Annotated in this window: 20 protein-coding genes and 1 riboswitch; of the genes, 9 read left to right on the plus strand and 11 right to left on the minus strand. The window is 47.2% G+C overall.

All coding sequences use genetic code 11. The features are described 5' to 3' along the window. Positions 1–291: 291 nt before the first annotated feature. The 3 genes from ACU37H_RS09345 to ACU37H_RS09355 all read right to left on the minus strand — a co-directional run bounded on the left by ACU37H_RS09345 (position 292) and on the right by ACU37H_RS09355 (position 5,003). On the minus strand, positions 292–2,988 hold the full coding sequence (locus ACU37H_RS09345; RefSeq protein WP_472701792.1) for a family 78 glycoside hydrolase catalytic domain: 2,697 nt from the start codon (positions 2,986–2,988) through the stop codon (positions 292–294). 250 nt (positions 2,989–3,238) lie between these two features. After that, a complete protein-coding gene (gene obgE, locus ACU37H_RS09350; RefSeq protein ID WP_472701791.1) occupies positions 3,239–4,246 on the minus strand; it encodes a GTPase ObgE in 1,008 nt (335 codons plus the stop codon). A gap of 331 nt (positions 4,247–4,577) precedes the next feature. Next, positions 4,578–5,003, minus strand: coding sequence for an SET domain-containing protein (locus ACU37H_RS09355; RefSeq protein WP_472701790.1), 426 nt, complete (start codon positions 5,001–5,003; stop codon positions 4,578–4,580). 145 nt (positions 5,004–5,148) lie between these two features. Here ACU37H_RS09355 and ACU37H_RS09360 point away from each other — a divergent pair, with 145 nt between their 5' ends. After that, on the plus strand, positions 5,149–6,237 hold the full coding sequence (locus ACU37H_RS09360) for a mandelate racemase/muconate lactonizing enzyme family protein (protein ID WP_472701789.1): 1,089 nt from the start codon (positions 5,149–5,151) through the stop codon (positions 6,235–6,237). Between the two features lie 488 nt (positions 6,238–6,725). Then, positions 6,726–8,933, plus strand: a complete 2,208-nt coding sequence (locus tag ACU37H_RS09365; RefSeq protein ID WP_472701788.1) for an FUSC family protein — start codon at positions 6,726–6,728, stop codon at positions 8,931–8,933. A gap of 216 nt (positions 8,934–9,149) precedes the next feature. Here the strand turns inward: ACU37H_RS09365 and ACU37H_RS09370 are convergent, their stop codons facing one another. Then, positions 9,150–10,229 carry an acyl-CoA dehydrogenase family protein gene (locus tag ACU37H_RS09370; RefSeq protein ID WP_472701787.1) on the minus strand — a complete coding sequence of 360 codons (1,080 nt, stop codon included), beginning with the start codon at positions 10,227–10,229 and terminating at the stop codon, positions 9,150–9,152. Continuing rightward, positions 10,210–10,842, minus strand: coding sequence for a nicotinamide riboside transporter PnuC (pnuC, locus tag ACU37H_RS09375; RefSeq protein ID WP_472701786.1), 633 nt, complete (start codon positions 10,840–10,842; stop codon positions 10,210–10,212). The genes ACU37H_RS09370 and pnuC overlap by 20 nt, the downstream gene beginning before the upstream one ends. A gap of 34 nt (positions 10,843–10,876) precedes the next feature. Next, positions 10,877–10,972, minus strand: a riboswitch (TPP riboswitch). Positions 10,973–11,092: 120 nt separating this feature from the next. On the opposite strand from pnuC, the gene ACU37H_RS09380 reads away from it, so the two are divergent. Next, positions 11,093–11,224 carry a hypothetical protein gene (locus tag ACU37H_RS09380; RefSeq protein WP_472701785.1) on the plus strand — a complete coding sequence of 44 codons (132 nt, stop codon included), beginning with the start codon at positions 11,093–11,095 and terminating at the stop codon, positions 11,222–11,224. Positions 11,225–11,396: 172 nt separating this feature from the next. Here the strand turns inward: ACU37H_RS09380 and ACU37H_RS09385 are convergent, their stop codons facing one another. After that, positions 11,397–12,107: a YqjF family protein gene (locus tag ACU37H_RS09385; RefSeq protein ID WP_472701784.1), complete on the minus strand. Its 711-nt coding sequence runs from the start codon at positions 12,105–12,107 to the stop codon at positions 11,397–11,399. Between the two features lie 54 nt (positions 12,108–12,161). Continuing rightward, complete coding sequence (gene uvrB / locus ACU37H_RS09390; RefSeq protein WP_472701783.1) at positions 12,162–14,198, minus strand: excinuclease ABC subunit UvrB; 2,037 nt, start codon at positions 14,196–14,198, stop codon at positions 12,162–12,164. Between the two features lie 296 nt (positions 14,199–14,494). Here uvrB and ACU37H_RS09395 point away from each other — a divergent pair, with 296 nt between their 5' ends. Continuing rightward, a complete protein-coding gene (locus ACU37H_RS09395; RefSeq protein WP_472701782.1) occupies positions 14,495–14,953 on the plus strand; it encodes a lipocalin family protein in 459 nt (152 codons plus the stop codon). 4 nt (positions 14,954–14,957) lie between these two features. Continuing rightward, the gene (locus tag ACU37H_RS09400; RefSeq protein ID WP_472701781.1) at positions 14,958–15,731 is read left to right on the plus strand and encodes a YoaK family protein; all 774 of its coding nucleotides are present in this window, start codon (positions 14,958–14,960) and stop codon (positions 15,729–15,731) included. A gap of 112 nt (positions 15,732–15,843) precedes the next feature. On the opposite strand, the gene ACU37H_RS09405 is transcribed toward ACU37H_RS09400, so the two are convergent. Next, complete coding sequence (locus ACU37H_RS09405; protein ID WP_472701780.1) at positions 15,844–16,173, minus strand: Rieske (2Fe-2S) protein; 330 nt, start codon at positions 16,171–16,173, stop codon at positions 15,844–15,846. Between the two features lie 95 nt (positions 16,174–16,268). Then, positions 16,269–17,456, minus strand: coding sequence for a GTPase HflX (gene hflX, locus ACU37H_RS09410; RefSeq protein ID WP_472701779.1), 1,188 nt, complete (start codon positions 17,454–17,456; stop codon positions 16,269–16,271). Between the two features lie 196 nt (positions 17,457–17,652). On the opposite strand from hflX, the gene ACU37H_RS09415 reads away from it, so the two are divergent. From ACU37H_RS09415 to ACU37H_RS09425, 3 genes are all read left to right on the plus strand, one after another. Beyond that, the gene (locus tag ACU37H_RS09415; RefSeq protein WP_472701778.1) at positions 17,653–19,461 is read left to right on the plus strand and encodes an ABC transporter ATP-binding protein; all 1,809 of its coding nucleotides are present in this window, start codon (positions 17,653–17,655) and stop codon (positions 19,459–19,461) included. 17 nt (positions 19,462–19,478) lie between these two features. After that, positions 19,479–20,312, plus strand: coding sequence for an AraC family transcriptional regulator (locus ACU37H_RS09420; protein WP_472701777.1), 834 nt, complete (start codon positions 19,479–19,481; stop codon positions 20,310–20,312). 79 nt (positions 20,313–20,391) lie between these two features. Then, entirely contained in the window at positions 20,392–20,991 is a 600-nt protein-coding gene (locus ACU37H_RS09425; protein WP_472701776.1) for a DUF417 family protein, read from the plus strand. Between the two features lie 44 nt (positions 20,992–21,035). Here ACU37H_RS09425 and bshA read toward each other — a convergent pair whose 3' ends face one another. Continuing rightward, positions 21,036–22,163, minus strand: coding sequence for an N-acetyl-alpha-D-glucosaminyl L-malate synthase BshA (bshA, locus tag ACU37H_RS09430; protein WP_472701775.1), 1,128 nt, complete (start codon positions 22,161–22,163; stop codon positions 21,036–21,038). 166 nt (positions 22,164–22,329) lie between these two features. Here bshA and ACU37H_RS09435 point away from each other — a divergent pair, with 166 nt between their 5' ends. Then, positions 22,330–23,697, plus strand: a complete 1,368-nt coding sequence (locus ACU37H_RS09435) for a M20/M25/M40 family metallo-hydrolase (RefSeq protein WP_472701774.1) — start codon at positions 22,330–22,332, stop codon at positions 23,695–23,697. A 141-nt stretch (positions 23,698–23,838) separates the two neighbouring features. Here ACU37H_RS09435 and ACU37H_RS09440 read toward each other — a convergent pair whose 3' ends face one another. Further along, positions 23,839–26,982 carry an ATP-dependent helicase gene (locus tag ACU37H_RS09440; protein ID WP_472701773.1) on the minus strand — a complete coding sequence of 1,048 codons (3,144 nt, stop codon included), beginning with the start codon at positions 26,980–26,982 and terminating at the stop codon, positions 23,839–23,841. Between the last annotated feature and the right edge of the window lie 6 nt (positions 26,983–26,988).

Raw genomic sequence — 26,988 nt, forward strand, 5'->3', positions numbered from 1 at the left:
CAGACACTGTCCGTACCGGCACGGGCGGGCGGGGTCCGACGCGTTAATAAAGCCATAGGATGTACAAATAGCTAATAAATTTCCTGGTCCGAAAGCACATGGCCAATGCACTAAAAAAACATCATTTGTATAGGCAAGGCGCTGTAAATGCGTCAGACCGGGACGGTCAGACGCATTTACAGCTATTCCAGTCTTCGTTTCTTCGCCTTTGTTGTTGTTGCAACCCCGACGGGCAGGCTTGAAACAACTTTCTTGCAAAGCATTATTTATGCATTTGCGGCATTGTCCGATTTATCGCTTCACTTCAAAACTATAGCTCCCGGAACCCACATCCAGAATTACATATCCATCTTCACGACCGGAGATCCTGATGTCTTTTGAAGCGCTCAGCGCCTTCCCTGCTTCTTTTATTCTGGCTGCATCGGTAGCCGGAACATAGATCGTGGCCCTTGTGTTAGCAGGCACTTCGGTCTGCATTTTGAAACTGGTACTGTCCATCTGCCAGCCATTACTTACCGTACCATAATAGGTAGTAAGACCGGCCTTAGCATGAGCAAAACCGCCACCGGGATGAGGTTTTATCAGGATATGCTTGTAGCCCGGACCGTCTTCGTGGGTATCAACTCCAACCATTTTCCGATACATCCAGTCCCCGATGGCCCCGTAGGCATAATGGTTGAAAGAGTTCATGCCCGGCGTTTGAAAGGTGCTATCCGGCCTCATGCCATCCCATCTTTCCCAGATCGTGGTGGCGCCCATTTTTACCGGGTAGAGCCACGACGGATACGACTCCTGCAGCAACAGTTTATAGGCCAGGTCATTGTATCCGTAACGTGTCAGCACATGACACAGGTAAGGCGTGCCCAAAAATCCCGTGGTCAGATGATGGCCATAGCTTTTTACATTTTCTGCCAGCCTTTCTGCGGCTTGTTTGCGTAAAGACTCCGGTAACATGTCGAATTGCAGGGCCAATACATACGCGGTTTGCGTACCCGATACCAGGCGACCGGTACCGGTGACATACTCTTTATTAAATGCGGTCTTTATTTTTTCCAGAAGACCGGTATAGTGCTGCACATCCGCCTGGTTGCCCAGCACCCTGGCCGTATGGATCAGCAGATCTACGGAGTGCGCATAGAAACACTGTGCGATCAGGTGTTTATCGGTTACGGCACTGCGACCATCGTTATCATCGAACGGACGATAGAAGAGCCAGTCGCCGAAGTGTCCGCCAGTGTTCCATAAATCGTTTTTAGTCGTCCGGCAAACGCTTTCTACAAAAGCTTTCATGCTGCTGTACTGCGTACGCAATAGGTGCTTGTCGCCATAGGCCAGATACATGTTCCAGGGTACAATCGTGGCTACATCTGCCCAGCCGGCGCTGTTCCCGTCTTTACCCAATACATTTGGAATTACGTGAGGCACCAATCCCTCGAGCTGATCCGCTTCTACATCACGCATCCATTTAGCGAAGAAACTGTTCACATTCATGTTGAAGGAAGCGGTTCGGGAAAAAGCCTGTGCATCGCCCGTCCAGCCCAGTCTTTCATCGCGTTGCGGACAATCGGTAGGCACATCTAAAAAGTTTCCTTTCTGGCCCCATTCAATGTTGTGTTGTAATTGATTGATCAGCTCATTAGAAGTAGTAAAAGTTCCTGTCTCAGGCATGGCTGAATATAAAGCTACCGCTTCGAAGTTATCTGCTGTCAACGTGCCGGGGTATCCTTCCACTTTCACATACCTGAATCCCTGCCAGGTGAAATGAGGATGGAAGGTCTCTTCACCTGACCCCTTCAGGATATAGGTATTTTGTGCCTTAGCCGCGCGGAGATTTTCCGTATAAAAATTACCCTGCTTGTCTAATACTTCCGCATGCGATAACATAACCGAATCTCCGGCCTGCCCTTTGATTTTGACCTGTACCCATCCCACCAGGTTTTGACCGAAATCAATCACTTGTTCCCCAGCAGGCGTTTTGAATATTTTCACCGGTTTGAACGTTTCATGCTTTTTTACCAGCTCGTTGACAGTGGCTACTATATTATCGAGCGGATAACTTTTCACCACTACCGCAGTCCACGATGCATCATCATAGGCATTGTCTGCCCAGCCTTGCTTTTCTTTCCTGGCATCGATCACCTCTCCGTTGTAAATCTGCGAGTAGACGATAGAGCCTGTTTCCGACTTCCAGCTTCCGTCTGTGGCAATGATATCTTCTGTTCCATCCGTATAGGTTACATGCAGCTGCATGAGTAATCCCAATGTCTTCCCGTAGATATTGCCGTTGTTTTGCCAGCCCAGCACACTCCGGTACCACCCATTGCCCAGTTCAGCGCCAAGTGTATTCTTACCGTTACGGATCAGTGGCGTCACATCATAAGCCTGGTACTGTAAGCGCTTGTTGTAAGATGTCCATCCCGGCGTCAGCCAGGCCTCGCCTATACGCTTACCGTTGAGGTAGGCTTCATACATGCCATGCGCTGTGATATAGGCCGTTGCGGATGCTATTTTTTTAGAAGTATTGAATGTTTTCCTGAATAGCTGGCTGGGCCGGTACTGCTCCTCTTCCTGGATTCCCGATTCGATCCATGTTGCCTTCCAATCGTCCTGATTGAGTAATCCTGTCTGAAAGGATGCCGGTGCGCTCCAGGCGGAGGTTTTGCCATGATTGTCCCAAATCCTTACCTGCCATTGATACTTTTGATTACTGGATAAGGGACTGCCCTTGTACACTACATGAACCGAAGAGTCGCCGGACACTTTCCCGGAATTCCAGGCAATATTCTTCCCGTTGGTTACCTTGATCTCGTAGGCAGTCTGAAGCGTGCTGCGCTGTGCGTTTCGGATCTGCCAGCTGAAACGAGGCTGAGCGACCCCTAAGCCAATCGGATCGGGTCTGTTTTCGACGAGCAACGCCTGCACGGAGGATTGGGCATAGGCACAGGATAACACAGTCGTTAAGACAAATAATAAAACTATTTGCTTCATTGAATACTTTTTAGATGTTTATAATAAAGACTGGCTCTTCGGCAAAGAGGGAAGACAAGCAAACCTAAAGCACTAAGTTAATTTCATTTATGATTGAACTGTCCTGTACTGTCATGTAGTTATAGTTACATGGCCAGGAGGCTTCCTTGTCGTTGCAGATGAGATGGTTCCCCCACAAAATGCATCGACCTCACAGGTTTTAAAAACCTGTGGGGTCGATGTTACATATCTGATTGCAATAAGATGAAAATTACGCCTCGTCTTCCTTTGTATTAAGGGCTTTCCAAAGCGCATCTTTCAATTCGAGCAGGCCTTTTTGTGCCACTGAAGAAATAAAGTAATGAGGGATGTTGGATGGCATTTCTGCACTGATGGCCTGTTTCAGCTCATCGTCGAGCATATCGCTCTTGCTGATAGCGATCAGCATTTCCTTGTGCAGCAACTCTTCATTGTATTGTTCGAGCTCGTTTAATAATATATCGAATTCTTTTTTATGATCATTACTGTCGGCAGGGATCAGGAAGAGCAATACGGGGTTGCGCTCAATATGTCTCAGAAAACGATGTCCCAGCCCACGCCCTTCGGCTGCGCCCTCAATGATACCGGGCAGATCGGCGATACAAAAGCTTCGTCCGTCGCGGTAGGCGACAATACCGAGGTTGGGGGTAATAGTAGTGAAGGCATAATCAGCGATTTTTGGCTTTGCGGCGGTGATCACAGACAGCAAGGTCGACTTGCCCGCGTTGGGAAAGCCCACCAATCCTACATCGGCAAGCACTTTCAGCTCCAGCACTTTCCAACCTTCTACGCCCGGCAGTCCCGGCTGCGCATATTCAGGTGCCTGGTTGGTGGGTGTTGCGAAGTTATGATTGCCTAAGCCGCCCCTTCCGCCAGGCAGCCAAACTACTTCCTGTCCGTCTTCGAGAATTTCAGCTTCTATGGTTCCGGTTTCTTCATCCATCGCTACCGTTCCCAACGGCACTTCGAGGATAATATCCTTCCCGCTGCGGCCGGTACATTTGTTATGCCCGCCGCTTTCACCGTCTTCGGCTAACACATTTTTATGATAACGCAGGTGCAGCAGGGTCCAGAGGTTGCGGTTGCCTTTCAAAATGATATGCGCGCCACGACCTCCGTCACCGCCATCGGGTCCACCTTTGGCTGTGAACTTATCCCTTAAAAAATGCTTGATACCGGCACCGCCATGACCACTTCTGCAAAAAACACGTATCTGGTCTACAAAATTGCTTTTCTCCACGTTCTATAAAATTGATATGCTGCAAAGATAAGCCTAAGCCATAAAGAGGCGGATAAAAGGTGGAAGGCCATAGGGCGAATGCATAAGTGGTTATGCCACGAATACACAAATAGCTATTAATTTTCCTGATCCCAGGATGCATTGCCAGATGCAACAAAGAATCATTTTCCGTGCAGTCTCATTCATTTAGGGTGTAGGGCTTCGTCTGCGCCACACAAACGGCAACCGGATGCGGTTTGAACATATGGCAACTTTCTACAAGCTCGGATAGCTGATATGGAGCTGGGCAGATACCCGCCCGCGTCATCAACACCAGCATTCAGCACCAGGCCTATTTCTTTTCTGCAGCGTCCAGCTTGATATTGTCTCTGACCTGCTTCCAGTAGTCACGTCCGTAAGACACGAGTATTTCACTGCCCGCGGCAATATTGGTCTTCGCTCTCAGATACACCCGGTTATCTTCTTCGAAATATTCGGTATTGTTCTTCAGCCCGGGCACTTTTGTGAGGCCTGATGCATCGTTGGCATAGCGGCCATAAGACTTCAGGTCCCTGGAAGCATCAATGACGTGATCATCATCGATATAATAAATGTAGGGATTGTCTGCATCGTTTTCTACTTCCGGCCAGGTGGCTCGTCGGCCCACGTATTCGGTTATAATGGATCCCTTGGGAACATCAACTGTTACAAATAATCCCTTTCCGGATTGTGGGATGGTAGAGGTTTTGACCTTCAAATGTTTTGCTGGTAGACTCATGCAGCGATCTAATTTGGATGCGAATATATTGTAATTGCTATTCGCCGTAAAAAATAAGTTTATAGGGTTATAATGGAAAGCCGGAACATCGTATAGTGTTGTACGAACTGACCGACTTTTCAACTTTACAACGTACTTTTAAACCATGCATGCACAATTGATTATCACCCGCATCGAAACACATAAAATATCGGTTCCACTGAAAGAGCCGTTTGTCATATCCCTGGGTCCGATTTATAGCGCCGATAATGTGGTGGTGGTGATCCACACCGATCAGGGGCTTACCGGCTGGGGAGAGTGCAGCCCGTTCATGAGCATCAACGGCGAGACGGCAGACACCGGCCTGGTGGTAGCCAACTATTTTAAAGCCGCGTGGCAGGGAAAGGATGCCCTGCAAATCGAGGAACGTTTGAAAGAGCTGGATCAGCTGATCTACGGCAATAACAGCATTAAAAGCGCCTTTGATATGGCGCTGTATGACCTGGCCTCTCAACAAGCGGGCTTACCATTATACCAATACCTGGGCGGGAAAAAGAATAAGACCATCGCGACCGACTATACGGTAAGCGTAGGCGATGCAACAAAGATGGCGGCTGATGCGTTACAAATTAAAGAAAAGGGATTCCCTGTCATCAAAGTAAAGATCGGCAAAAACGGGGCGGAGGATGTTGCACGTATTGAAGCGATCAGAAAGGCGGTAGGGAAGGACATTCCTATCCGGGTGGACGCTAACCAGGGCTGGCAGTTTGACGAAGCGCTGGAAACGTTGAAGGCACTGGCGCCTTTGGGCATACAGCACTGCGAAGAGCCCTTACCCCGCTGGGCGTTCATGCAATTGCCGGAGATCAGGAAGCAAAGTCCGATCCCGATCATGAGTGACGAAACCTGCTGCGATCATCATGATGTCGAACGCCTGATCGACTTGCAGGCCTGCGACCTGATCAATATTAAATTGGGTAAGAGCGGCGGCATCTTCAAAGCGCTGAAGATGATCCGGCTTGCAGAGGCCGCAGGTATGAATATCCAGATCGGTGCTTTCCTGGAATCGCGTTTGGCGATGACCGCTTTTGCACACCTGGCTTTGTGCAGCGATCGTATTATTTACTTTGACTTTGATACGGCCCTGATGTTTAGTGAAGACCCCGTTGAAGGGGGCATTGCATACAAAGCCAACGGTGTCATTGAGGTGCCGGAAGTACCGGGCATAGGAGCGCGCTTGAAGGAGGTTGAATAGTTGTTGAATCATGGCTGAATATAGGTCAGTGGTTGTTGAATTAGTGTCAAGCCATCAACATTGTTAAACAACATTCAACCGGCTTAAACCAGTATTAGTTGTTGAATCATGGCTGAACATAGGTCATAGTTGTTGAATATGTACGCAACCCTTCAACATTGTTAAACCCTATTCAACCAGCTTAAACCAGTATTAGTTGTTGAATCATGGCTGAATATGGATTAATGGTTGTTGAATTAGTGTCAAGCCATCAACATTGTTAAACAACATTCAACCAGCTTAAACCAGTATTAGTGTTGAATCATGGCTGAATATGGGTTAATGGTTGTTGAATTAGTGTCAAGCCATCAACATTGTTAAACAACATTCAACCAGCTTAAACCAGTATTAGTTGTTGAATCATGGCTGAATATGGGTTAATGGCTGTTGAATTAGTGTCAAGCCATCAACATTGTTAAACAACATTCAACCAGCTTAAACCAAGCACAGTGGACTACATCAGAGAATATAAAAAATTTGTAAACAGTTATTATTTCAATGAGGCGATACGCATCACTATTGGAATTACCTTACCTGCTATTGCCTTCAGTTATTTTGACAAACTGGAAACAGGACTGATCCTGTCGATCGGCGCCATGGCTGTCAGCACTTCTGATATTCCGGGGCCTATTCATCAGCGGCGCAATGGCATGTTGGTATCCACGTTACTGATATTCCTGGTTTCCGTTATTACCGGCTTTATCAACCACCATGTGTTGCTGCTGGGAATCGGCATTGGCGTGTTCTGCTTTGCATTGAGCTTTATAGGAGCCTATGGCGCGCGTGTCAATTCTATTGGGTTTGCGGGCATACTGATCATGATACTAACCCTGGATATGCAGGGCGATGGCTGGAACGTACTTACGCATGGCGTATTCCTACTGATCGGTGGTTTGTGGTATATGACCCTCAGCCTGGCACTCTTCGGGGTGCGGCCATATAAGATTATTCAGCAGGCCCTGGGTGACAACATCATTGCTATTGCAGACTATTTTAATACCCGCGCCTTATTTTATAACAAGGGCGCTGATTATGACAAGATCTATAAGATGCTGATGGAGCAACAGCAGCAGATCCAGGATAAACAAACCCTGCTGCGTGAAATGTTGTTTAAAAGCCGCAATATTGTTAAAGAATCCACTGTTACCGGGCGAACGCTGCTGATCATCTTTGTAGAGTCGATTGACCTGTTTGAAAAGTCTTCTGCAACTTTTTACAACTATGAGTCAATGCACAAGCGCTTTGACGAAAGCGGCATCCTGTCTGCGTTTCAGCGCATGATCTATGTGATCGTGGATGAGCTGCACCAGATCGGATTATCGGTACAAAGCGGCCGTCCGCCCCGCGCTTCCCGGAAGCTGAATAACGAATTGAAAATACTGCAGACTGCGTACGAGGATTTTGTGAAAAAATACCGCACGCCGGAGACCTTTGATGCACTGGCTAATATGCGCAAGCTGCTGCAATCGGTAGAAGAGATCACCCTGAGGATTTATACGCTGCACCACTACACCCGCTATGACCGGAAGAAGGTTAAAGCTTATAAGTTGTCCGGAGACTATGAACGTTTTGTCACGAAAACGGACCTGGATATCGATATTCTGAAAGAAAACTTTTCGCTTAAATCGAATAGCTTCCGGCACGCACTGCGGGTAACACTGGCCTGTGTGCTAGGCTACACGATCGCGCACCTGCTGCAACTACAATACAGTTATTGGGTATTACTGACGATTATTGTGATCCTAAAACCTACTTACAGCATCACGCGGCAACGCAATTATCAAAGGTTGATCGGGACCTTTGTGGGCGCCCTGATCGGACTCGCGCTCCTGTTTTTGATCCCGACGCAAAACGGAAAATTTGTAGCGCTGATCTTGTTAATGATCATTACGTATAGTTTCATGCGCACCAAGTACCTGGTAAGTGTGATTTTCATGACGGCTTATATCATGATCTTTTTCTACCTGCTGAATAGTCATTCTTTTTACGAGATCTTTAAAAGCCGGCTGATTGATACCACGGTGGGCTCGATTATCGCGTTCGTGGCGGCCTATGTACTGGTTCCCTCCTGGGAAAAGACGCAGCTGAATACCTACATCACCAACGCGCTGAAAGCGTCGAAGCAATACTTTGAAACTGTAGCCACCACTTTCGCTACGCAAACGCTGAACGACCTTCAGTATAAACTGAGCCGCAAGGATGCTTTTATTGAACAGGCTAATTTGTCGGGCGGCTTTACGCGGATGATGAATGAACCAAAGAGTAAGCAAGGCGATATCAAGAAGATCCACCAGATGGTGGTACTGATCTATACGCTTAACTCGCACATTGTATCGCTGGCAGGGTTTGCCCGAAATTTCACAAACAAATATGGAGATGAAGACTTCCATGCCATCAAGGAAGACATTATCGGGGAACTGGAGGAAGCATTATTGCTGATCGCACACAAAGAGGTGACAGAAGTGACTCATCATGCGCCGATGGAACTGAAGGATGAGCTGAACGAACTGGTTTCAAAAAGACGGCACGAGCTGCAGCAGGGCCTTGTGGACACGGAAACACGGAATATGCTGGTGGAATTTAAACCGATCGTTGATCAGTTTCTCTTTATCAGTCGCATTGCCGGCGACATTAAAAAGCTGGCAAAGGACTTTTAAACCCTGGCGGTTGGATTTGGCGCTCCAGGCGAGTTTCAAGAAGAAAAAACAAACTTTCTGAAAGTGTGGAGATGGCTCAACTCCGCTTCGCTGCATTTGCAATGACGATATTTTAATGATGTCACCAATTAACTGGTATAGCAAGGCGCAAACCAACACGTCGTAATGGAGGCTCCCATTGAGCATTCAATGCCAAATTCAAAACCTAAGTTATCACTAATCCAATGTCAGCAAGCCGTGCTGGCTGGCGGTGAAGATATCCCGGAATACCCGGTTGATCTCAGAATGCTTACCCGTGGCGGCTAAACCACAGTAAGGATACAGGCTTGCCACTGCTGACCTGCAATCCCGGACCAACTGTCTGCTGATCTTCGCGATCTGCCGGGTGCTTTTCGCGGTCAGCTTTCCCTTAGCTACTAATTCATTCCAGGACACGGCTGTATGATCATATAGTGCCTGCGATAGCCGGTCGGTTTGGTCCTGTCGTGCCTTCAGTTCTTCACGGATGGCCTCATAGTTGCCATCTCCCAGCTTCGGCCGCCGGTCTTCCAGGATGCTGTCCATCAGTTCATAAAAGTGCCGGGTCATCCCGAGCGTATTGACCGCGATGGTTGCTTCTGCAAACGGCATGAAAGGATACTTATAAATATCAAGGTCTAATGTCGGATGTTGCTCGTCAATTATAAAACTGCGATCACGCTCCACCTCAAGATCCTTCACGCTGAAACTATGACCGGCAGTGGCTTTCAGGCCCATGGTGTCCCAATCCTCGTGAATGGTCACCTCTTCCTTTTTGAAGAAGAACGATCTGACCACGGGAGTTCCATCAGCATCGACGACAGGAACGCCGTTTTTTTCGATGCGGCAATTGGCTGTAAAATGGGTAAGATGAGGCGCCCCGGTGGCATATCTCCAATGGCCGGTCACCCGATAGCCCCTTTCAGTTTCCCGCGCAATGCCACTTACGGCGCCGCTTCCGCCAAAACAAACCTTCCGGGAAGAAAAGATCCTGGCACCTTTCTGCGCATTAATATATCCTGCAAAAAGATTGGCGCCTGCACACAGCGTTACTGTCCAACCCAGACTGCCGTCAATATACGCCAGCTCTTCCTCATATTTCAGCGCTTCGGGAAGATTAAGCCCGAGCCCACCCCAATCACGAGGCAGGAATAACTTAAACCATTTCTCGCGATATACTGTTTCGAGTAGCGCAGGAGTCAATGAGCCTCGTTGCTCAGATAATGAGCAACGCTTTCTGAACTCCTGTACCTGTTGCTTATTCAAAACTAAAGTCACTTATTGCTGTTTTTTGCTTAACAATTTTATTCCATTGGATATATCCCATTACAGCTATGATGAACAGGAATAAGGTCAGTATGGCATATAAAGGCAATCCTTTATAGATCAGCAGCGGGATCGCAAAGGCGTTGCTGACATTGAGGAGGATCCAATTCTCTATTTTTCTTTTGGCAAGCAGCCACATGCCTGCCCAGGCGGTGGCGCTTACCCAGGAATCAAACACGGGTACTGTTGAATCGGTAAAATTGACGAGGACGCCGTATAAAATGGTAAATGCGACAACGACAATACCAATCGTTTTCAGCCAGTCTGACCGGCTGGCGCGTGTGATCTCCGGCACTTCGTGATTTTTTCGCCTTTCCCACCACCACCATCCATAGATACTCATCACGAAATAATAAAGATTGAGCGCGCTTTCTGCATACAGCCCTGATTGAAAGAAGATATAGGTGGAGATAGTAACAGCAATGATCCCGCAGGGATACAACCAGATCTTATTGGCCTTTGCTAACAGCACTTCAGCTACCCCAAATCCAACGCCCAGCCACTCGAGAAGGGGTACAGCTTTCAACTGATTGATAAATGTCTGGGTCCACTCGCTCCAATTCATAATCGATACGTTTGATGAAGACCCACGGAGATGCAAAAAGTATTTGTCTGTTCCCTACGCCGGCATTACCCGGATCAGGTTATTGGGTATGATCTCAGCCTGTAATATTAAGGCACCCCATGAGTGAAGGCAAAGATAGCGTATTAAAATTTTCAGCCGGTATTTTTGCCTTTTAGCTATTTTCAACAACTATCACTACTGTGAAAATGCACGACACACCTGAACATATAAAAAAGCTACAGTTGAAAATATGGCTGCAAAAGCCGCCCGGAGAACGCTTGTACCAGGCGCTGAAAAGCAACGAGGAGATATTTTGGCCTGGAAGAAAGCGAAGGAGCAACGGCCGCCCAACTCAATGAACGAAAACGAAAAAGAGATTTAACATGCTAAGATCCGGATCATCCGTTGATTGGCACCTGGAAAATGTATGACATGAGAAGTAACAGAGGCGTTGCTGATCCCGCAGGATATTTCTTTTTACGGTTTAACGCTGACCGTTCCCGCTGCGGTCGACACCACATGGACGTACTACCGCAAAGTGAAGTAACAGGGGTTCAGACAATTCGCCTGCCGGTTTTCACGGCTACTTCGGAGCCTTCCGCAAGGATAACGGATACCGGGCTAGCTTCATTTAAAAACGAAAAGCGGTCACCATACAACAAGTTGAAATCAACGTCGATCGTATAGTTGAGTACATCATAGGCCATCCACCTGGGATGTTGCACTTCGTATGCTCCTGTCCTGGTTTTTCCTTTTTGTGTATATCCCCAGTAATGTTCGGTGATGAATTCGGCTTCGCTACCTGGTAATATCTGGGCGGCATTGGCTTCGGTTAATAATTCAATCCGGTGCCATCGGTTTTTCTTCCAGCTGTAAGAAACGCTTAAGCGCCCGTCTTCCGTGTCCAGCGAGTGTTTCATTGGTAATCTTTCATAGTGTTCACCATAAAAAGTATTGGCTACCCAGGCCAGCGCTGTCCTGGGCACCATCTCCCTGATAAAAACAACGCCGCGCTTCCATTCTGCACCATCTTTGTATTTCACGTAAAATCTCAGGTTGACCTCTTCAAAATTGACGTGTCCCGGAACCTTTATACCTGCCAGCCTGGTATTCAGAAACAGGAACCCCACCAGGCTCACATAGCAGGTATCTTCCCATATATCTAATTCGGTTTTGTATGGAAGATAGTCCTTCAATATTTCCGGATCTACAGCATAATTAGCCATCGCGAGCTTCCGCCATTCGGCGGTTAAAAAGGTAGACATAGATCTTTAAGTTTCTCTTTATCGCAATCAGCGCTTCCTGAGTGTGTTCATCGATCACTTCATGCCTTCCAGCTCTTTCTGCAGCCGGAACATTTCGTCACGCAGCCGGGCAGCTTCCATGAAATCCAGGTCACGCGCGGCTTTTTCCATCTCCTTTTTTGTCCTGGCGATAGCTTTTTCCATTTGAGGGATGGTCTTGTAAACCACCTCCTCTTCGGCTGCAACGGTCACCAGGTCCTCATCAAACCCGATTGCCAAAGGTTCTTTCTCATCAAAACCTTTAATATCTAAAACACTGGTCTGCTTGAATACATCTTCCTTGGATTTAGTCACCGTACGCGGCGTAATGCCATGTTCTATGTTATAGGCGATTTGTTTCTCGCGGCGTCGATTGGTTTCATCAATCGTACGCTGCATGCTGCCGGTCATCGTATCCGCATAAAATATCACCAGGCCATCGACATTCCGGGCTGCACGGCCCGCCGTCTGCGTCAGCGATTTTTCATTCCTTAAAAAGCCTTCTTTATCAGCATCAAGGATCGCTACCAGGCTCACTTCGGGCAGATCCAGGCCTTCCCTTAATAAGTTCACGCCTACCAACACATCGATCTCGCCTAACCGAAGCTGCCGCAGTATTTCTACACGCTCCAAGGTATCCACTTCGCTATGAATATACTTTGATTTGATATTGATGCGATGCAGGTATTTATCCATTTCTTCAGCCATACGTTTGGTCAGCGTAGTCACCAACACGCGATCACCTTTTTTGACACGTTTATCGATTTCGTCCAAAAGATCATCGATCTGGTTGATGCTGGGCCGCACTTCAATGGGCGGATCGAGCAGGCCTGTAGGCCTCACCACCTGTTCGGCAATTACGCCACCGGTTTTCTCCAGCTCGTAGGTGTCCGGTGTTGCCGACACATAAATGACCTGGTTTTGCAGGCTTTCAAATTCATGAAAATTCAGCGGGCGGTTGTCCAACGCAGAAGGAATGCGAAATCCATAATCTACCAGTATCAACTTACGGCTGCGGTCACCACCATACATCCCGCTGATCTGCGGCATTGTCTGGTGACTCTCATCAACGATCATCAAATAATCTTTAGGAAAATAATCTAACAGGCAGAATGGTCGCGTGCCGGGGCTTCTGCGGTCGAAGAACCTCGAGTAGTTCTCGATGCCGTTGCAATAGCCCAGCTCTTTGATCATTTCGATGTCATATTCCACCCGCTCTTTGATGCGCTGCGCCTCGATCAATTTACCCGTGCTGCTAAAGTATTCTACCTGCGCTGCCATCTCATCCTGGATCTCATAGATCACCTGTTGTATCATGTCCTTTGGCGCTACATACAGGTTAGCCGGGAAGATAGCAGCATTTTCAATCTTGCTGATCCGCTTGCCACTCGCTATTTCTATGTTTTCGATCTCTTCGATCTCATCTCCGAAAAAGGTAACCCGGTATCCGTGGTCTACATAAGGGAGATTGATATCTACCGTATCTCCTTTCACCCGGAAGGTGCCCCGGTTGAATTCAATGGTGGTCCGGGTGTACAGGGAATTGACCAATCCATGTAAAAAAGCCTGCCTGGAGATGGTCTGACCGCGATGGATGCGGATAATGCTGTTTTCGTAATCCGCCGGATTTCCCGCACCATAGATACAACTCACTGAAGCAACAACGATGATATCACGACGCCCGCTTAATAAACTGGTGATGGCACGTAACCTCAGCTTGTCCAGCTCTTCATTGATGGCCAGGTCCTTTTCTATGTACGTGTCACTAACCGGCAGGTAGGCTTCTGGCTGATAATAATCATAATAAGAAACAAAATATTCTACCGCATTATCGGGGAAAAACTGCCTGAACTCACCGTATAGCTGGGCCACCAGCGTTTTATTGTGTGTAATAATCAGGGTCGGCCTTTGCGTATTCTGGATCACATTGGCCATAGTAAAGGTTTTACCACTTCCGGTAACCCCTAACAAGGTCTGGTATTTTTCCCCGCCAAGCACCCCTTCGGTCAATTGCGCAATCGCTGTCGGCTGATCGCCGGCAGGAGCAAACGGAGTATGTAGTTTGAAAGGCATTTATTGTAAAATGAGTATTAAAAGGACAAATTAAAGAAAATAAATTTAGCGGGTCTACACGCAGCATCTTTATCACTTCTGCACAAGCAAACGTTCTAATCCGCCTTTTAATATTTCATTAAGAAAAAAATGACATCCGTTTGATTATCAACGTTGTTTTTAATGCGCTTTTAATCCGGAGCCCATTTTTTCTAATCTGATTCTAATTTGAGCTTTATACCGTTCTAATACCCCCGAGGTAGTTTTGCATTGTCACTGACCGTACTTTTTTTAAGTGACAAAAAAGGAGAATAACAATGAAAAATGTAATTATTATTATAGCCGTGGTGTTTGCGGTGTTAGGGTGCTTATCATTCACCATCAAGTCGTATCACAACCCGGAGGAAGCGATCCTTGGGAACTGGAAAGAAATCCATTGGGAATATGAGCGTGTTTATTATAGTGAACACGTGGGTCGTGCGAACGCTTCGACGCCGAATAAGATCAGGAAAATGTCTACGGCAGATTTGGGTATCGTAGAAGCTGAAAACTGGATCTTCCATCCCGACGGGACGTTAACGCTGAGCAGCAACAACGATAAAAAAGTGGCTAACTGGAAAATCAAGGGTCGCGGAAATATCCTGACCGTTACTTATCCTGATAACCGCGTAGAGCAGTATAATATTTCAAGGTTGACGGAAAACACACTGGAGTTAAATTTTGATACTGATAAAGGCATTCGTGGTATTGCCAAGGTGAGTTGTGTAAAAATCTAAAAACATGTTACGTAAATATAGCAATAGCAGATCTTTGGCAGACAATGTGAAACTGGGTGTTCTGACCGCATTGGTGGCGGGTATGGTGAACGTGGCGTCTCTTCTATTATTTCTTTCGTTTTCATCGAACGTTACCGGGTATTATGCCATTTTCGCTTCGGAACTGGCAGCGGGAAACCTGTACCAGATCGCACTCGTGGGTTCGTGGATCTTCCTTTATTTCTTCGGATGTTTTGTATCTAATTTCATCGTGATCAATCTTTCTGAAAAGAACAAGTACCTGGCGCATGCGATTCCTCTTTTGCTGGAATTGGGCTGCATCTTAGCCGTGGGAGTGTACGGTGATTATTGGTACAAAGGCACGTTGCAGGAGTCTGAGCTGATGCTGTCCTTCCTGTTGTTCGCAATGGGCTTACAGAACGGTCTTACAGCCAGCATCTCCAACTTTGCGGTAAAGACGACGCACCTTACCGGGGCTACTACGGACCTGGGCATATTGGCGGCGATGTTTACCAGCAGAAAATTCAGAAGGAAAAAAGAGATGCGCGATAAAGCGACGTTGATCGGTTCAATCGCTATCTCTTATGTGATCGGAGGTGTGGTGTTCGCCCTCTTTTACAAGACGCTTCACTTTAAGATGTTTTTTATTATCAGCGCTTTTCTGCTGGTGGTAATCCTCTATGATTCTTATAAACTTTGGATCGTTAAATTCAAGCGCTTCCGTATCAACAGGCGGCAGAACAAAGTATGGGCTCCTTCTTATACGAAGACGAGGTAATAAGAAACGGTATTCAGTGATCCATATTTCAAGAACGCTAATGCCCTGCACAATCTATTGTGCAGAAGTATAAAAAAAAATGCGCATTCAGATGTGCAATATCTCTTTTTGTCTAATACAATCCTACATACCACCCATCTTCCCGTTCCTCTACCGGGTAGGTTTTTAAAAAGTATCCTTCACCGCTGACGTTCCGGCCATTCTCGAGGCTGAACTTATATCTATGTAAAGGGCACACGATCTGGTGCTGAACATTCACATAACCACCAGATAATGGCACCGCAGCATGAGGACATTGAGCGGCACAGGCAAAGACCCGGTCATTGGCCCGGGAGATGCACAGCTTTTTGCCCGCTACTTTTATCTCCGCAAGCGCTTCGGCGTTGAATGGAAGTTCGTTAAGATGTAAGGCAAATAAATGCCAGGTGAGTTCTCTGTTCATGGGAAATTGACACCCGCCCGAACGTGCCCTTTCGGTACGGGCGGGGATGATAGGTAAAGGTAAATCAATGAAGCACCAACCGCGAACCGCCAGCGCTAATAAAACATGGTCTTATAAGGATAGCGTATCGAATACAATTCTTTCACTTTTTTCAAGATCGTCTCTCTCAAACCCTCTACGTTCATGCGCTCGGTGGCAGATACAAAGACTACATTCCCCTGGAGCTCATTTTGCCAGCGACTGTACAAGTCCCGCAGGATCTCTTCCTTGGTCTCATCAGACAGCCATTCATCAAAAGTTTGAGACTCGTACAGATCCATCTTGTTAAAAATGGTAACGGTCGGCTTTTCAAAGGCCTTTAACTCCTGCAGCGTTTTATTGACCACCGCCAGCTGATCTTCATAATTGGGATGGGAAATGTCTACCACATGTAATAGAATATCTGCCTCGCGCACCTCATCCAGCGTGCTTTTAAAGCTCTCTACGAGGTGATGCGGCAATTTGCGGATAAATCCAACCGTATCACTCAGCAGGAAGGGTGTGTTTTCAAACACTACCTTGCTTGTGGTTGTGTCCAGTGTGGCGAACAGTTTATTCTCGGCAAACACATCGCGCTTGCTCAGCAAATTCATGATGGTACTCTTGCCCACGTTGGTGTAACCCACCAGCGCGACGCGGATAAACTCACCCCGGTCTTTGCGCTGGGTGAATGATTGCTTATCGATCTCCGCCAGTTTCTTTCGCAGGAGCGTGATCTTGTCCCGCACGATACGGCGGTCCGTTTCGATTTCCGTTTCACCGGGTCCCCTGGAACCGATTCCACCACCCTGTCTTTCCAGGTGACTCCACATACCGCGAAGCCTCGGCAGGATGTATTGGTACTGCGCCAGCTCCACCTGGGTCCGCGCCTGCGCTGTCTTAGCGCGGCGGGCAAAAATGTCCAGGATCAGATCCGAGCGATCGATTACTTTGATCTTGATCTCTTTCTGGATATTGTTGATCTGCGCGCCACTCAGTTCGTCATCAAAAATGACCAGTTGAATATTGTTGCTGACCGCATATTGGCGGATCTCTTCCAGTTTGCCTTTTCCTACAAATGTACGTGAATCGGGATGCTGGAGCTTCTGGATGAAGCGCTTTTTGGTCTCCGCACCGGCTGTTTCTGCCAGGAAAGCCAATTCGTCCAGGTAGTCCTTTACCTGCTGTTCCGTCTGGTCTTTCTGCACGACACCGACGATAATGGCGGTTTCTTTGTCCTGTATAATATTTTTATTTTCTAACATATCTCTATACAAAGTTAGCAAAAATGCTGCCCGGTTAAAGGTTTCTGACAAACTGTACGTCATCTATATATCCGTTTCAGGCATCTTGATTTGCACCGTTCGGCCAGAAAGCAGCGAAATGATAAAGCTTTCCGCCTCTTTGTCATCGGTCAATTAGTAAATGGTTACCTTTGTGGGCTTTAAAATTTGAAATCAATTGAAAAAATTCAGGAGAATATTTAAGTATATCGGTTTGTACAAAGGCAAGATCGTCCTTTATGTTTCAATGACGGTATTGGCTTCTTCGCTATCGGTTATATCACTTGGTATGCTCGGACCACTAATGTCGATCATTTTTAAGGTGGAAGGGTTCGGTGGACAAAGCCTGTTGAATAAACTTCCGGGTGGTCAGTTCCTGGGCGCCGAACTTACAAGACTTGTTGGCAATGGTCAGCAAATGCAGGCTGTGGTGTTGTGCTGCTTGCTGGTGATTGGTTCTATTTTTTTAAAAAACCTGCTGCTTTATCTTTCATCGCTGGTATCCGTACCGGTAAGGAGTTCTATCATCATTCATCTGAAAAATGATATGTACTCCAAGGTGCTTTCGCTGCCGGTGGGTTACTTCTCCGAACAAAAAAAGGGAGATATCATGAGCCGGATGACTAACGACGCGGCTCTTATTGAAAGCTCGATCATCAACACGATGGAGGGCATGATCAAGGATCCTATCATGGTTATTAGTTACCTGGTAGCCATGGTGGCGTTAAGTCCTAGTCTTTCCATGTTCCTGCTGATTCTTTTGCCGGCTACCGCCTTTATTATCGGACGCATCAGCCGCACGTTAAAGAAACAAAGTAATGCCGCGGCTATGAGGGTGGGCGACACACTTTCGATCCTGGATGAAACTTTAAGCGGCATCAGGATTATAAAGGCATTCGGAGCAGAGAAGATCTTAAGAAATCGTTTTGTGACGCTGAATAATACTCTTTTAGGCATACACAAAAAAATGGCTGCCAGGAGAGATATGGCATCTCCGCTTACAGAGTTGTTAGGGGTCACCGTGCTATGCATTATCATTTACTTCGGCGCCAGTCTTATTATTAAGGGCGACTCTTTAACCGGTGGCGACCTTATCTCCTTCATTGCCATATTTGCGATGATGATCAACCCGGCAAAAGCCCTGTCCTCTTCGTTCTTCAATGTGCAGGCCGGTTCTGCCGCTATTGAGCGCATCGAAGAAATACTCAACACACCGGTGAATGTGGAAGATAACGGGACTGAAAAACTGGAATCATTTGAGCAAGGCATTGAATTCAGAAATGTGTCTTTCTCGTACAACGAAACGCCTATCCTAAAAAATATCAACCTCTTTATTCCGAAAGGGAAAACAGTGGCCCTGGTCGGCAGCAGTGGCGCCGGGAAAAGCACCCTGGCTGATCTGGTACCCCGCTTCCATGACGTATCGGATGGAGAGATCCTCGTGGACGGCAGGAACATCAAAGACTACAGCATCAGCTCGATCCGCGATAAGATCGGCATCGTAAGCCAGGAGCCTATCCTGTTTAATGATACCATTGGTAACAATATCACGCTGGCGCACCCTGAAGCCCCGCAGGAAGAGATTGAGAATGCGGCCAAAGTAGCCAACGCCTTCCGCTTTATCGAAGCAAAACCTGAGAAATTTGATACGAATATCGGCGACCGCGGCTCAAAGCTGAGCGGTGGTGAAAAGCAACGGCTTACGATCGCACGCGCCGTTTTGAAGAACCCGCCGATATTGATCCTCGACGAAGCGACTTCTTCTTTGGATACCGAAAGTGAAAGGCTCGTGCAGGACGCGATCAATAACATGACACAGAACAGGACTTCTCTCGTGATTGCCCACCGCCTGAGTACGGTTCGCAACGCCGATGAGATCATCGTGCTGAATAAGGGCGAGATCGCGGAACGCGGTAAACACCACGAGCTGATGCAAATTGAAGGCGGCATCTATCGCAAGCTGGTGGATATGCAGGAAATGTATTAGAACGACAGACTGTTATTTTGCAGACCTTATATGATATCACGCAGGTTCCCTCGTCGCGCTTTGCGAAGCGCATTAATGAACCTTATTATTACATCCTGATCTTTGAGGGAACGGCTTCCTTTTCCGTAAACTTTACGGCCTATACCTGTAGCGGCAAAACGTTTATCTTCCTGTCGCCCTACCAGGCATTTGAATGGAAAGATCCTGCTGATGTGCTCATTGACGTGCTGTCTTTCCACGGTGATTTTTATTGTATTGAATACCATAAAAAGGAAGTAGCCTGCAACGGTATCCTTTTTAATAATATCTACCGGCAACCCTACGTTTCAGTGCCTGCGCCGGTTTTCAAGGAAGTTCGCACCATCATTCAGAAGATGCAGCATTATGTGTCGTCACAGAATAGCTTTGATCATTCGATCCTCCGAACCTACCTGCAGTTGATACTGGCCTTAAGCAGTAAAGAAAAAGAAAAGCAAATCGATACAAGTGCGAATGCAGCACTTGACTTATCAGTCATCACCGATTTTCAAAGTATTCTCGAAGCCGGTTTTACCAGATCAAGAGAGGTATCTTATTATGCAGAAAAAGCGGGTTTATCCGTCAGCGCTTTTAGTAAAAAGATCAAGACCCGTTTTGGCAAGCCACCGTTGAAGCTGATACAGGAGCGGGTAGTACTGGAAGCAAAGAAACTGCTGCACCTGACTTATACACCCATCAAGGAAATTGCTACCCGGCTCAACTTTGAAGATGAGTTTTATTTCAGCCGGTATTTTAAAAAGGAAACGGGTGTATCGCCCAGCCAATTCAGGGAGAAGGTAGGCATCTCTATCGTGGCAAAACAATCTATGTAATTTCCCGTTCTATCCATTCTTCAGCCACATCCGTTGTTATAGGTTTGTACGATTGATAACCCTTCAAATCTTACTACATATGATCAGATGGATGGCATCGGGCCAGCGTTACTTTATTCATTTCTTGAGGATAGCCATATTTATCGTGATGGCCTGGATCGGCGGGCTGAAGGCCTTTCCATACGAAGCGGATGGCATTGTGCCCTTTGTGATTAATAGCCCGTTGATGAACTTCTTTTATCATAACAAGGGCCAAACGGCTTTTAATGAAAACGGAGACCCGGTGCCGGAATACACGCTGTATAAAAACCCTGAAGGGAAAACCGTTCAGAAAAACATCGACTGGCACCACGAAAACGGCACTTACCTGTTTTCTTACGGATTGGGAAGCGTTATTGTTATAATAGGTTTATTGGTTTTATCCGGCATATGGTTTCCGAAAGCAGGTTTGATTGGGGGCATGCTTACTTTCGGAATGAGCATTGTGACGCTCAGCTTTCTCATTACTACTCCCGAAACCTTTGTCCCTTACCTGGGTGGAGATTTCCCGACACCGCACTATGGATTTCCTTATTTATCGGGAGCGGGAAGATTAGTTTTGAAAGATATCATCATGATGGCAGGCGGGCTGATCATTGCTTCGGACTGTGCACAAAGCATATTGAAACGAACGTCATAAGCACCGATCAGGCGCTGGCGATGTGGCCATTGATTCTCTTTCGTTTAACAGTCTTTACAAAACCGGCGATAGAGCTGCTCATACTGCGGGATGATCTCATCCATATTATATTGCTGTGCGTGTGCAAAGGCCCGCTGGCGGAAATCATTGAGCGTTGCGTCGTCTTTCAGGATCTCAATGGCCTTTTCGCTCATCGTTCTCACATCTCCCACATCTGCGGTGAAGCCGGTTTCGCCATCGATGTTCACTTCCTTTAACCCACCGGCGTTGGAAGATATAACAGGCACTTTGGAAGCCATGGCTTCAAGCGCTGCCAGACCAAAGCTTTCGTATTCTGAAGGCAGTAAGAACAGGTCGGCAATAGCGAACACATCTTCGATCTGCTCTTGCTTTCCGACAAAGATCATTTTGTCGAATATATTCAGATTGTGCCCGCGTTCTTCAGCCGTCTGCCGCTCGGGCCCATCGCCCACGAACAGCAGCTTCGCGGGGATTTTTTTCTGTACTTCATAAAACACTTCTACCACATCCTGCACTCTTTTCACTTGTCTGAAGTTGGAAGCATGTAATAAGATCCGTTCGCCTTTCGGCGCCAGCACTTTTTTAAAAGCGTCAAGCGGTTTGCGATTGAATCGGGATACATCGATAAAATTGTAGACCACTTCAATCTCCTTTTTGATGTCGAATGTGGCATAGGTTTCTTCTCTCAGGTTATTCGAAACGGCAGTGATCACATCGCTTTTATTAATAGAGAAGGATACGACAGGTGCGTACATCTTATCCTTTCCTACCAGCGTAATATCGGTGCCGTGCAATGTGGTGATCACAGGGATGTTGTACCCTTCTTCCTGTAAGATTCTTTTAGCCATGTAGGCTGCTGACGCATGAGGTATGGCGTAGTGAACATGCAGCAGATCGAGATTGTGGTTCTTGATCACATTGACCATTGTGCTGGCCAGCGCGGTTTCGTAAGGAGGAAAATCAAATAACGGATAAGTAGGCACCTGCACTTCGTGGTAATAGATATTGGGAACAAAAGCGCTCAGCCTGACGGGTTGTTGGTACGTGATAAAATGTACCTGGTGGCCTTTCTGAGCCAAAGCCTTCCCCAATTCTGTGGCCAGAACGCCACTGCCACCGAACGTAGGGTAGCAAACAATACCTATTCGCATGTGTTAAAGATAACCGTTTCTGTATTTATAACCGGACGTTGCATGATCGCAACACATTATTTTATTAAAGGGTGAAATGAATATAAAGGGGATCTACTATCAGCCATAAACCATGGACGATCGTCTATCCCTGCTTATCTTTACTCAAATCACATACCATAACATTATGATCCGCAAATTGTTTTTATCCGGCTTTTTATTTTTTGGCATTGCTGCCTGGGGGCAATCGAAAGACGAGGCATTTATCCGCCAGATCGCAGATGAAATATTGGTGAACGGAAAAACCTATGATCATCTGCGCACGCTTACCAAAACAATCGGCGCGCGACTGGCCGGTTCACCGGGCATGTATAAGGCAGAAGCCTGGGGCTTTGATTTGCTGAAACAATCCGGCAGCTCCAACACATTTAAGCAACCTGTTATGGTGCCGCACTGGGTACGTGGCGGCAAAGACCGGGCGACCGCTGTTATAGCCGGGAAAAAGAAAGAGCTCAACGTCATTGCTTTGGGAAATGCCGTTGGCACTAAAGGCAGACCCCTCACCGCGGCGGTAATTATGATCCGGGATTTCGACGAACTGGAAAAGAAGAAGAACGAGCTGCGTGGAAAGATTGTTTTTTACAACTATAAATTTAACCCAAAATTCATCCGAACTTTTGAAGCCTATGGTGACGCGGTGAAATACCGGAGCCAGGGCCCGTCACGGGCCGCCAAATACGGCGCGATCGGCGTGATCGTGCGCAGCATGAGCCACAGTACCGATAACCTGCCACATACGGGCATGCTGGCCTACGATTCAGCTTATCCGAAAATCCCGGCGGTGGCTATCGGACTGCAAGACGCGGACTGGATGGCCGGCCAGCTGCAATCAGGCAACAATGTACGGGTGGAGCTTACGACCAACGGACATTCGCTGCCGGATGTGGAAGGACATAATATCGTTGGCGAATTAAAGGGAAGTAAGTACCCGGATGAATACATTACGATCGGCGGTCACTTAGACAGTTGGGATAATTGTGAAGGTGCGCACGATGATGGTGCGGGCATTACGCAAACGATAGAAGTATTACGGGCTTTTAAGGCTTTAGGTTATCAACCCAAACGAACAATCCGCTTTGTGTTATTTGCCAATGAGGAGAACGGCGCGCGCGGCGGAGCGAAATATGCAGAGCTGGCCAAATTGAATAAGGAGCAACACATCCTTGCCATCGAAAGTGATGCCGGCGGATTTACGCCTCGCGCCTTCAGCTTTAGCTGTGATGATGCTCAGTTCAAAAAGATGGAAACCTGGCTACCACTGATCGCGCCTTATGGCTGCAATGAATTCATCCGGGGCGGTGGCGGCACTGATATCGCACCGCTTAAAGCGGCGATAGGCACTCCCCTCTGCGGCTTCTTACCCGATTCGCAACGTTATTTCGACCTGCACCATGCTGCGAATGATGTGTTTGAAGCTGTTAACAAGAGAGAGCTGGATCTGGGCGCTGTGAATATGGCGGCACTGGTGTATCTCGTGGACCAGTACGGGCTTTAAGCCTTATCCATAATCAAACCTGCACAGATTCGGCACTCCGTGCAGGTTGCTCCCCGGAGATAAGCAATAAAATTTCGAATGCCAGCGATCATGAACCTGACAGTTATAATCCCGGAATGCACAGGAGGAGGTTGCCGCTTATCATTGCTCTTCCTCGATCTCTTCAGCATCTTCCAATCGATTAAATAAATAGTTATCCTTTACAAAATTACACCAATGGCAATCAGGCTTCCCGCAGCCTTTATAAAAGTCTTTGGCTTGTATCTTATCCCACACGGTTCTGATCTGCGTCTTTACGATCGCCACATCTTCGGGATCAATGATCACTTTCAACTTTTGAAACTTCTTGTTACTGTCAGGCTCTATAAAATCAAACTCCGTGCTGATCACCTTCCAGTCCTTCAACTCATAATTATCAAGTAGTATTTTGTAGAAGACCGCCTGGCGCCAGTAATCTCCGCCGTCCGGATTTTTGTCATCCGGCGCTTTTAGTTTGGGTAACGCCTTGTCAACATTCCCCGTTTTATAATCCACGACATTCACTTCTTTTCCCTGGAACTCGAGCTTGTCGAGCTTGCCCTTCAATGGCACGCCATCTACCACTACGCCCTTGATATTGGTTTCCACAGCGACTACTTTGTTCCAGCTATCAATGTATTTGTTATAATAAGCCGGAATAATAATAGACCCTTGCTCCATACGGCGTTCATACGCTTCTTTAGTGAAGTTCTGGCGGTGACGGATCATGTACCAATTGAAATCATCGAGCATCGATGTTACAGGCGGGAAGGCATCTGTTTCCCAAAGTTTACGAAACAATCGCTCCAGCGCAAAGTGAATAGCACTACCGAACTCTGTTGCTTCGTTTTTTCCCGAAGGAATCCGCAGCAGGTTCTGGTAATAAAATTTTAAAGGACAACTCAGGTAAGCACTTAAGGCAGTTACGTTCATGACAAACCTGGCCAGTAAACCATCAACAAAATCTTCTTCAAGACTATTGATCACCGGTTGCTGCCCACTGAATAACAGGTGTCTGAAGGCTACCATCTCTTCAGCGCTCATTTGTCGTTTTTCGATGGGAAGCTCATGCTGTTCCAGGATCTCCGCGATAAACATCGAAGGTTCGAGTTCCTTCCCGTCGGCATTAAGCTTGGCATAAGATATATATAAGTACTTTTCTGCCCGAGTCAGGGCCACATAAAACACCCTTCTCAACTCTTCTTCATCACTGGCACTGGCCTGCGAGGAAAAAATGGTGGAAGGCAGTTTATAACCCCGGTTCATTTTCCGTTTCTTCTCCCAGAAAGCCGCATTGCACCCCGCGAGAAAAACGTACTCGAACTCCAGCCCCTTGCTGCCGTGGGCCGTCAACAGGTTCACGCCCTTATCGTTACCCGTAGTGCGTACCAGCGGTAGCGGTATATTCTCGCGCTCCATCAGCATCAGCAACTGAACGAGCGCCTCGAGGTCGAGATTGGGATTGCGCCGGTTTTCTTCCTTAATGAAATCGTAGAAGGCGGTCAATGACCGCATCAGTTCCACTTTCTGATCACTGTTCATGATGTAGGTCAGGATACCGCCAATGCGGATGACCTGGTCGAGTAGCTGCTGGATGGTCAGGTTGCTGACGTCGGCAATCAATTGCTCTACCATTTTCGAGCTATGCCTGAGGCTTTCATTGAGCCCTTCATCAAACAAGGTTCGCGGAGGCGTGTTCGCTTTCTCGTGCAGGAGTTGTCTTAACGAAGCGCTTTCGCCCTTGAACTTTTTTTGATTGACCTCCACATTCAGTTTGGCGATCTCGATCGGTGGATTTTTATAAAAATCAAAATGAAGGATCTCAAATAACAACTCATCTCCCCCGAACGGCGTATCATGTTCGGCATCGAGATAGTATAAAATCGTAATGATCTTTTTTATAAAAGGGTACTGAAGCAGGTTGACACTGCGCTTGCTGTAGAACGGTATTTGTTTTTGTCTCAAATATTCTGACAGCTCTTCGCCGTATTTATTCTCTTTATAAATGACAGCGATCCGGCCGGGCGATGTACCCGCGTTTACCAACTCTTCAATTTTAAATACAATACCTGCCATTTCATCCGACATGGTGTTGTATTCAGTAACAGAAGGAGCATGCTGCAAGTGATTGATGGCGGCATTCGCCGCGATCAGCTCTTTACTCAGGCCGGATATTTGTTTGACCAGCCGCTCTTCATTGCGCGTAATTAAGGTCTTGGACACATCCAGGATCGGCTGTACACTCCGGTAATTATTGGTCAATACGACGGTGCGCAGGTCGTCGACATACTGGTTAGCGAAATCTAGCATGTTCTGCACATTGGCGCCCTGGAAGCGGTAAATGCTCTGGTCGTCATCACCCACGACAAAAACATTCGGCCGCTCCCAATAACTGATCAGCAACTGCACAATGCGGTTTTGCGTACCGCTCGTGTCCTGGAATTCATCAACGAGAATATATTGGAAACGTTCCTGGTAGTCGGCCAGCAGGTTTTGATTTTCCTCAAAAGCTTTGATCACCCAATTGATCATATCGTCGAAATCGTAGCGCTTATTATTCCTCATGATCTCCTGGTAATGATCAAATTCGTTGACGGCCGCACGCAGCTTGTCCATGCGTTTGAGCTCGTCGTCATAAGCCGGCTTGCGGTCTCCTTTCTGCCATTTGCCGGCGCGCGAGGTTTTATATACATACTTTTCGTCTTCGGCCAGCTCTTTCGTGTACAGATCGATCTTCTCCAGGATATATTCCGGCGTCCACCCTTCTCTCTTCATCGTAGAAAACAGGTTGCTTAAAGGGTCTGCTTCGTAATACACATCGCCGCGGTATCTTTTCAACGGATGATCTTTCGGAAACCGGTCGATCAGCAACTTATAATATTCTACCTTTTCCAGGTCTGAAACCGGGTCGAGCGAGGTCTTTTCAAACAGGGACAAATTGTCCTGTATCACATCGTTACAAAAAGCATGAAAGGTGTATATATTCACCTTATAAGCGTCTGCGCCTATAAACTGCTGCAATCTTTTGCGCATGGCGACGACGCCTGCATCTGTGTAGGTAAGGCAGAGAATGTTCTCCGGCAATGCATCTGTATCCAGCAGGATCTTCCCGATCCTGGCGGCCAATATCTGGGTTTTACCCGTTCCGGGCCCCGCAATGACCATCACCGGCCCTTCGAGCGTGTCTACGGCGACCTGCTGTTCGGGGTTCAAGTTCTTGTAAACGGCGGTAAACTGTGCTTCCAGTTTTTCTTTGATGATTGGCATAAAGGC

Source organism: Niabella sp. ZPM-14, from assembly GCF_055693045.2.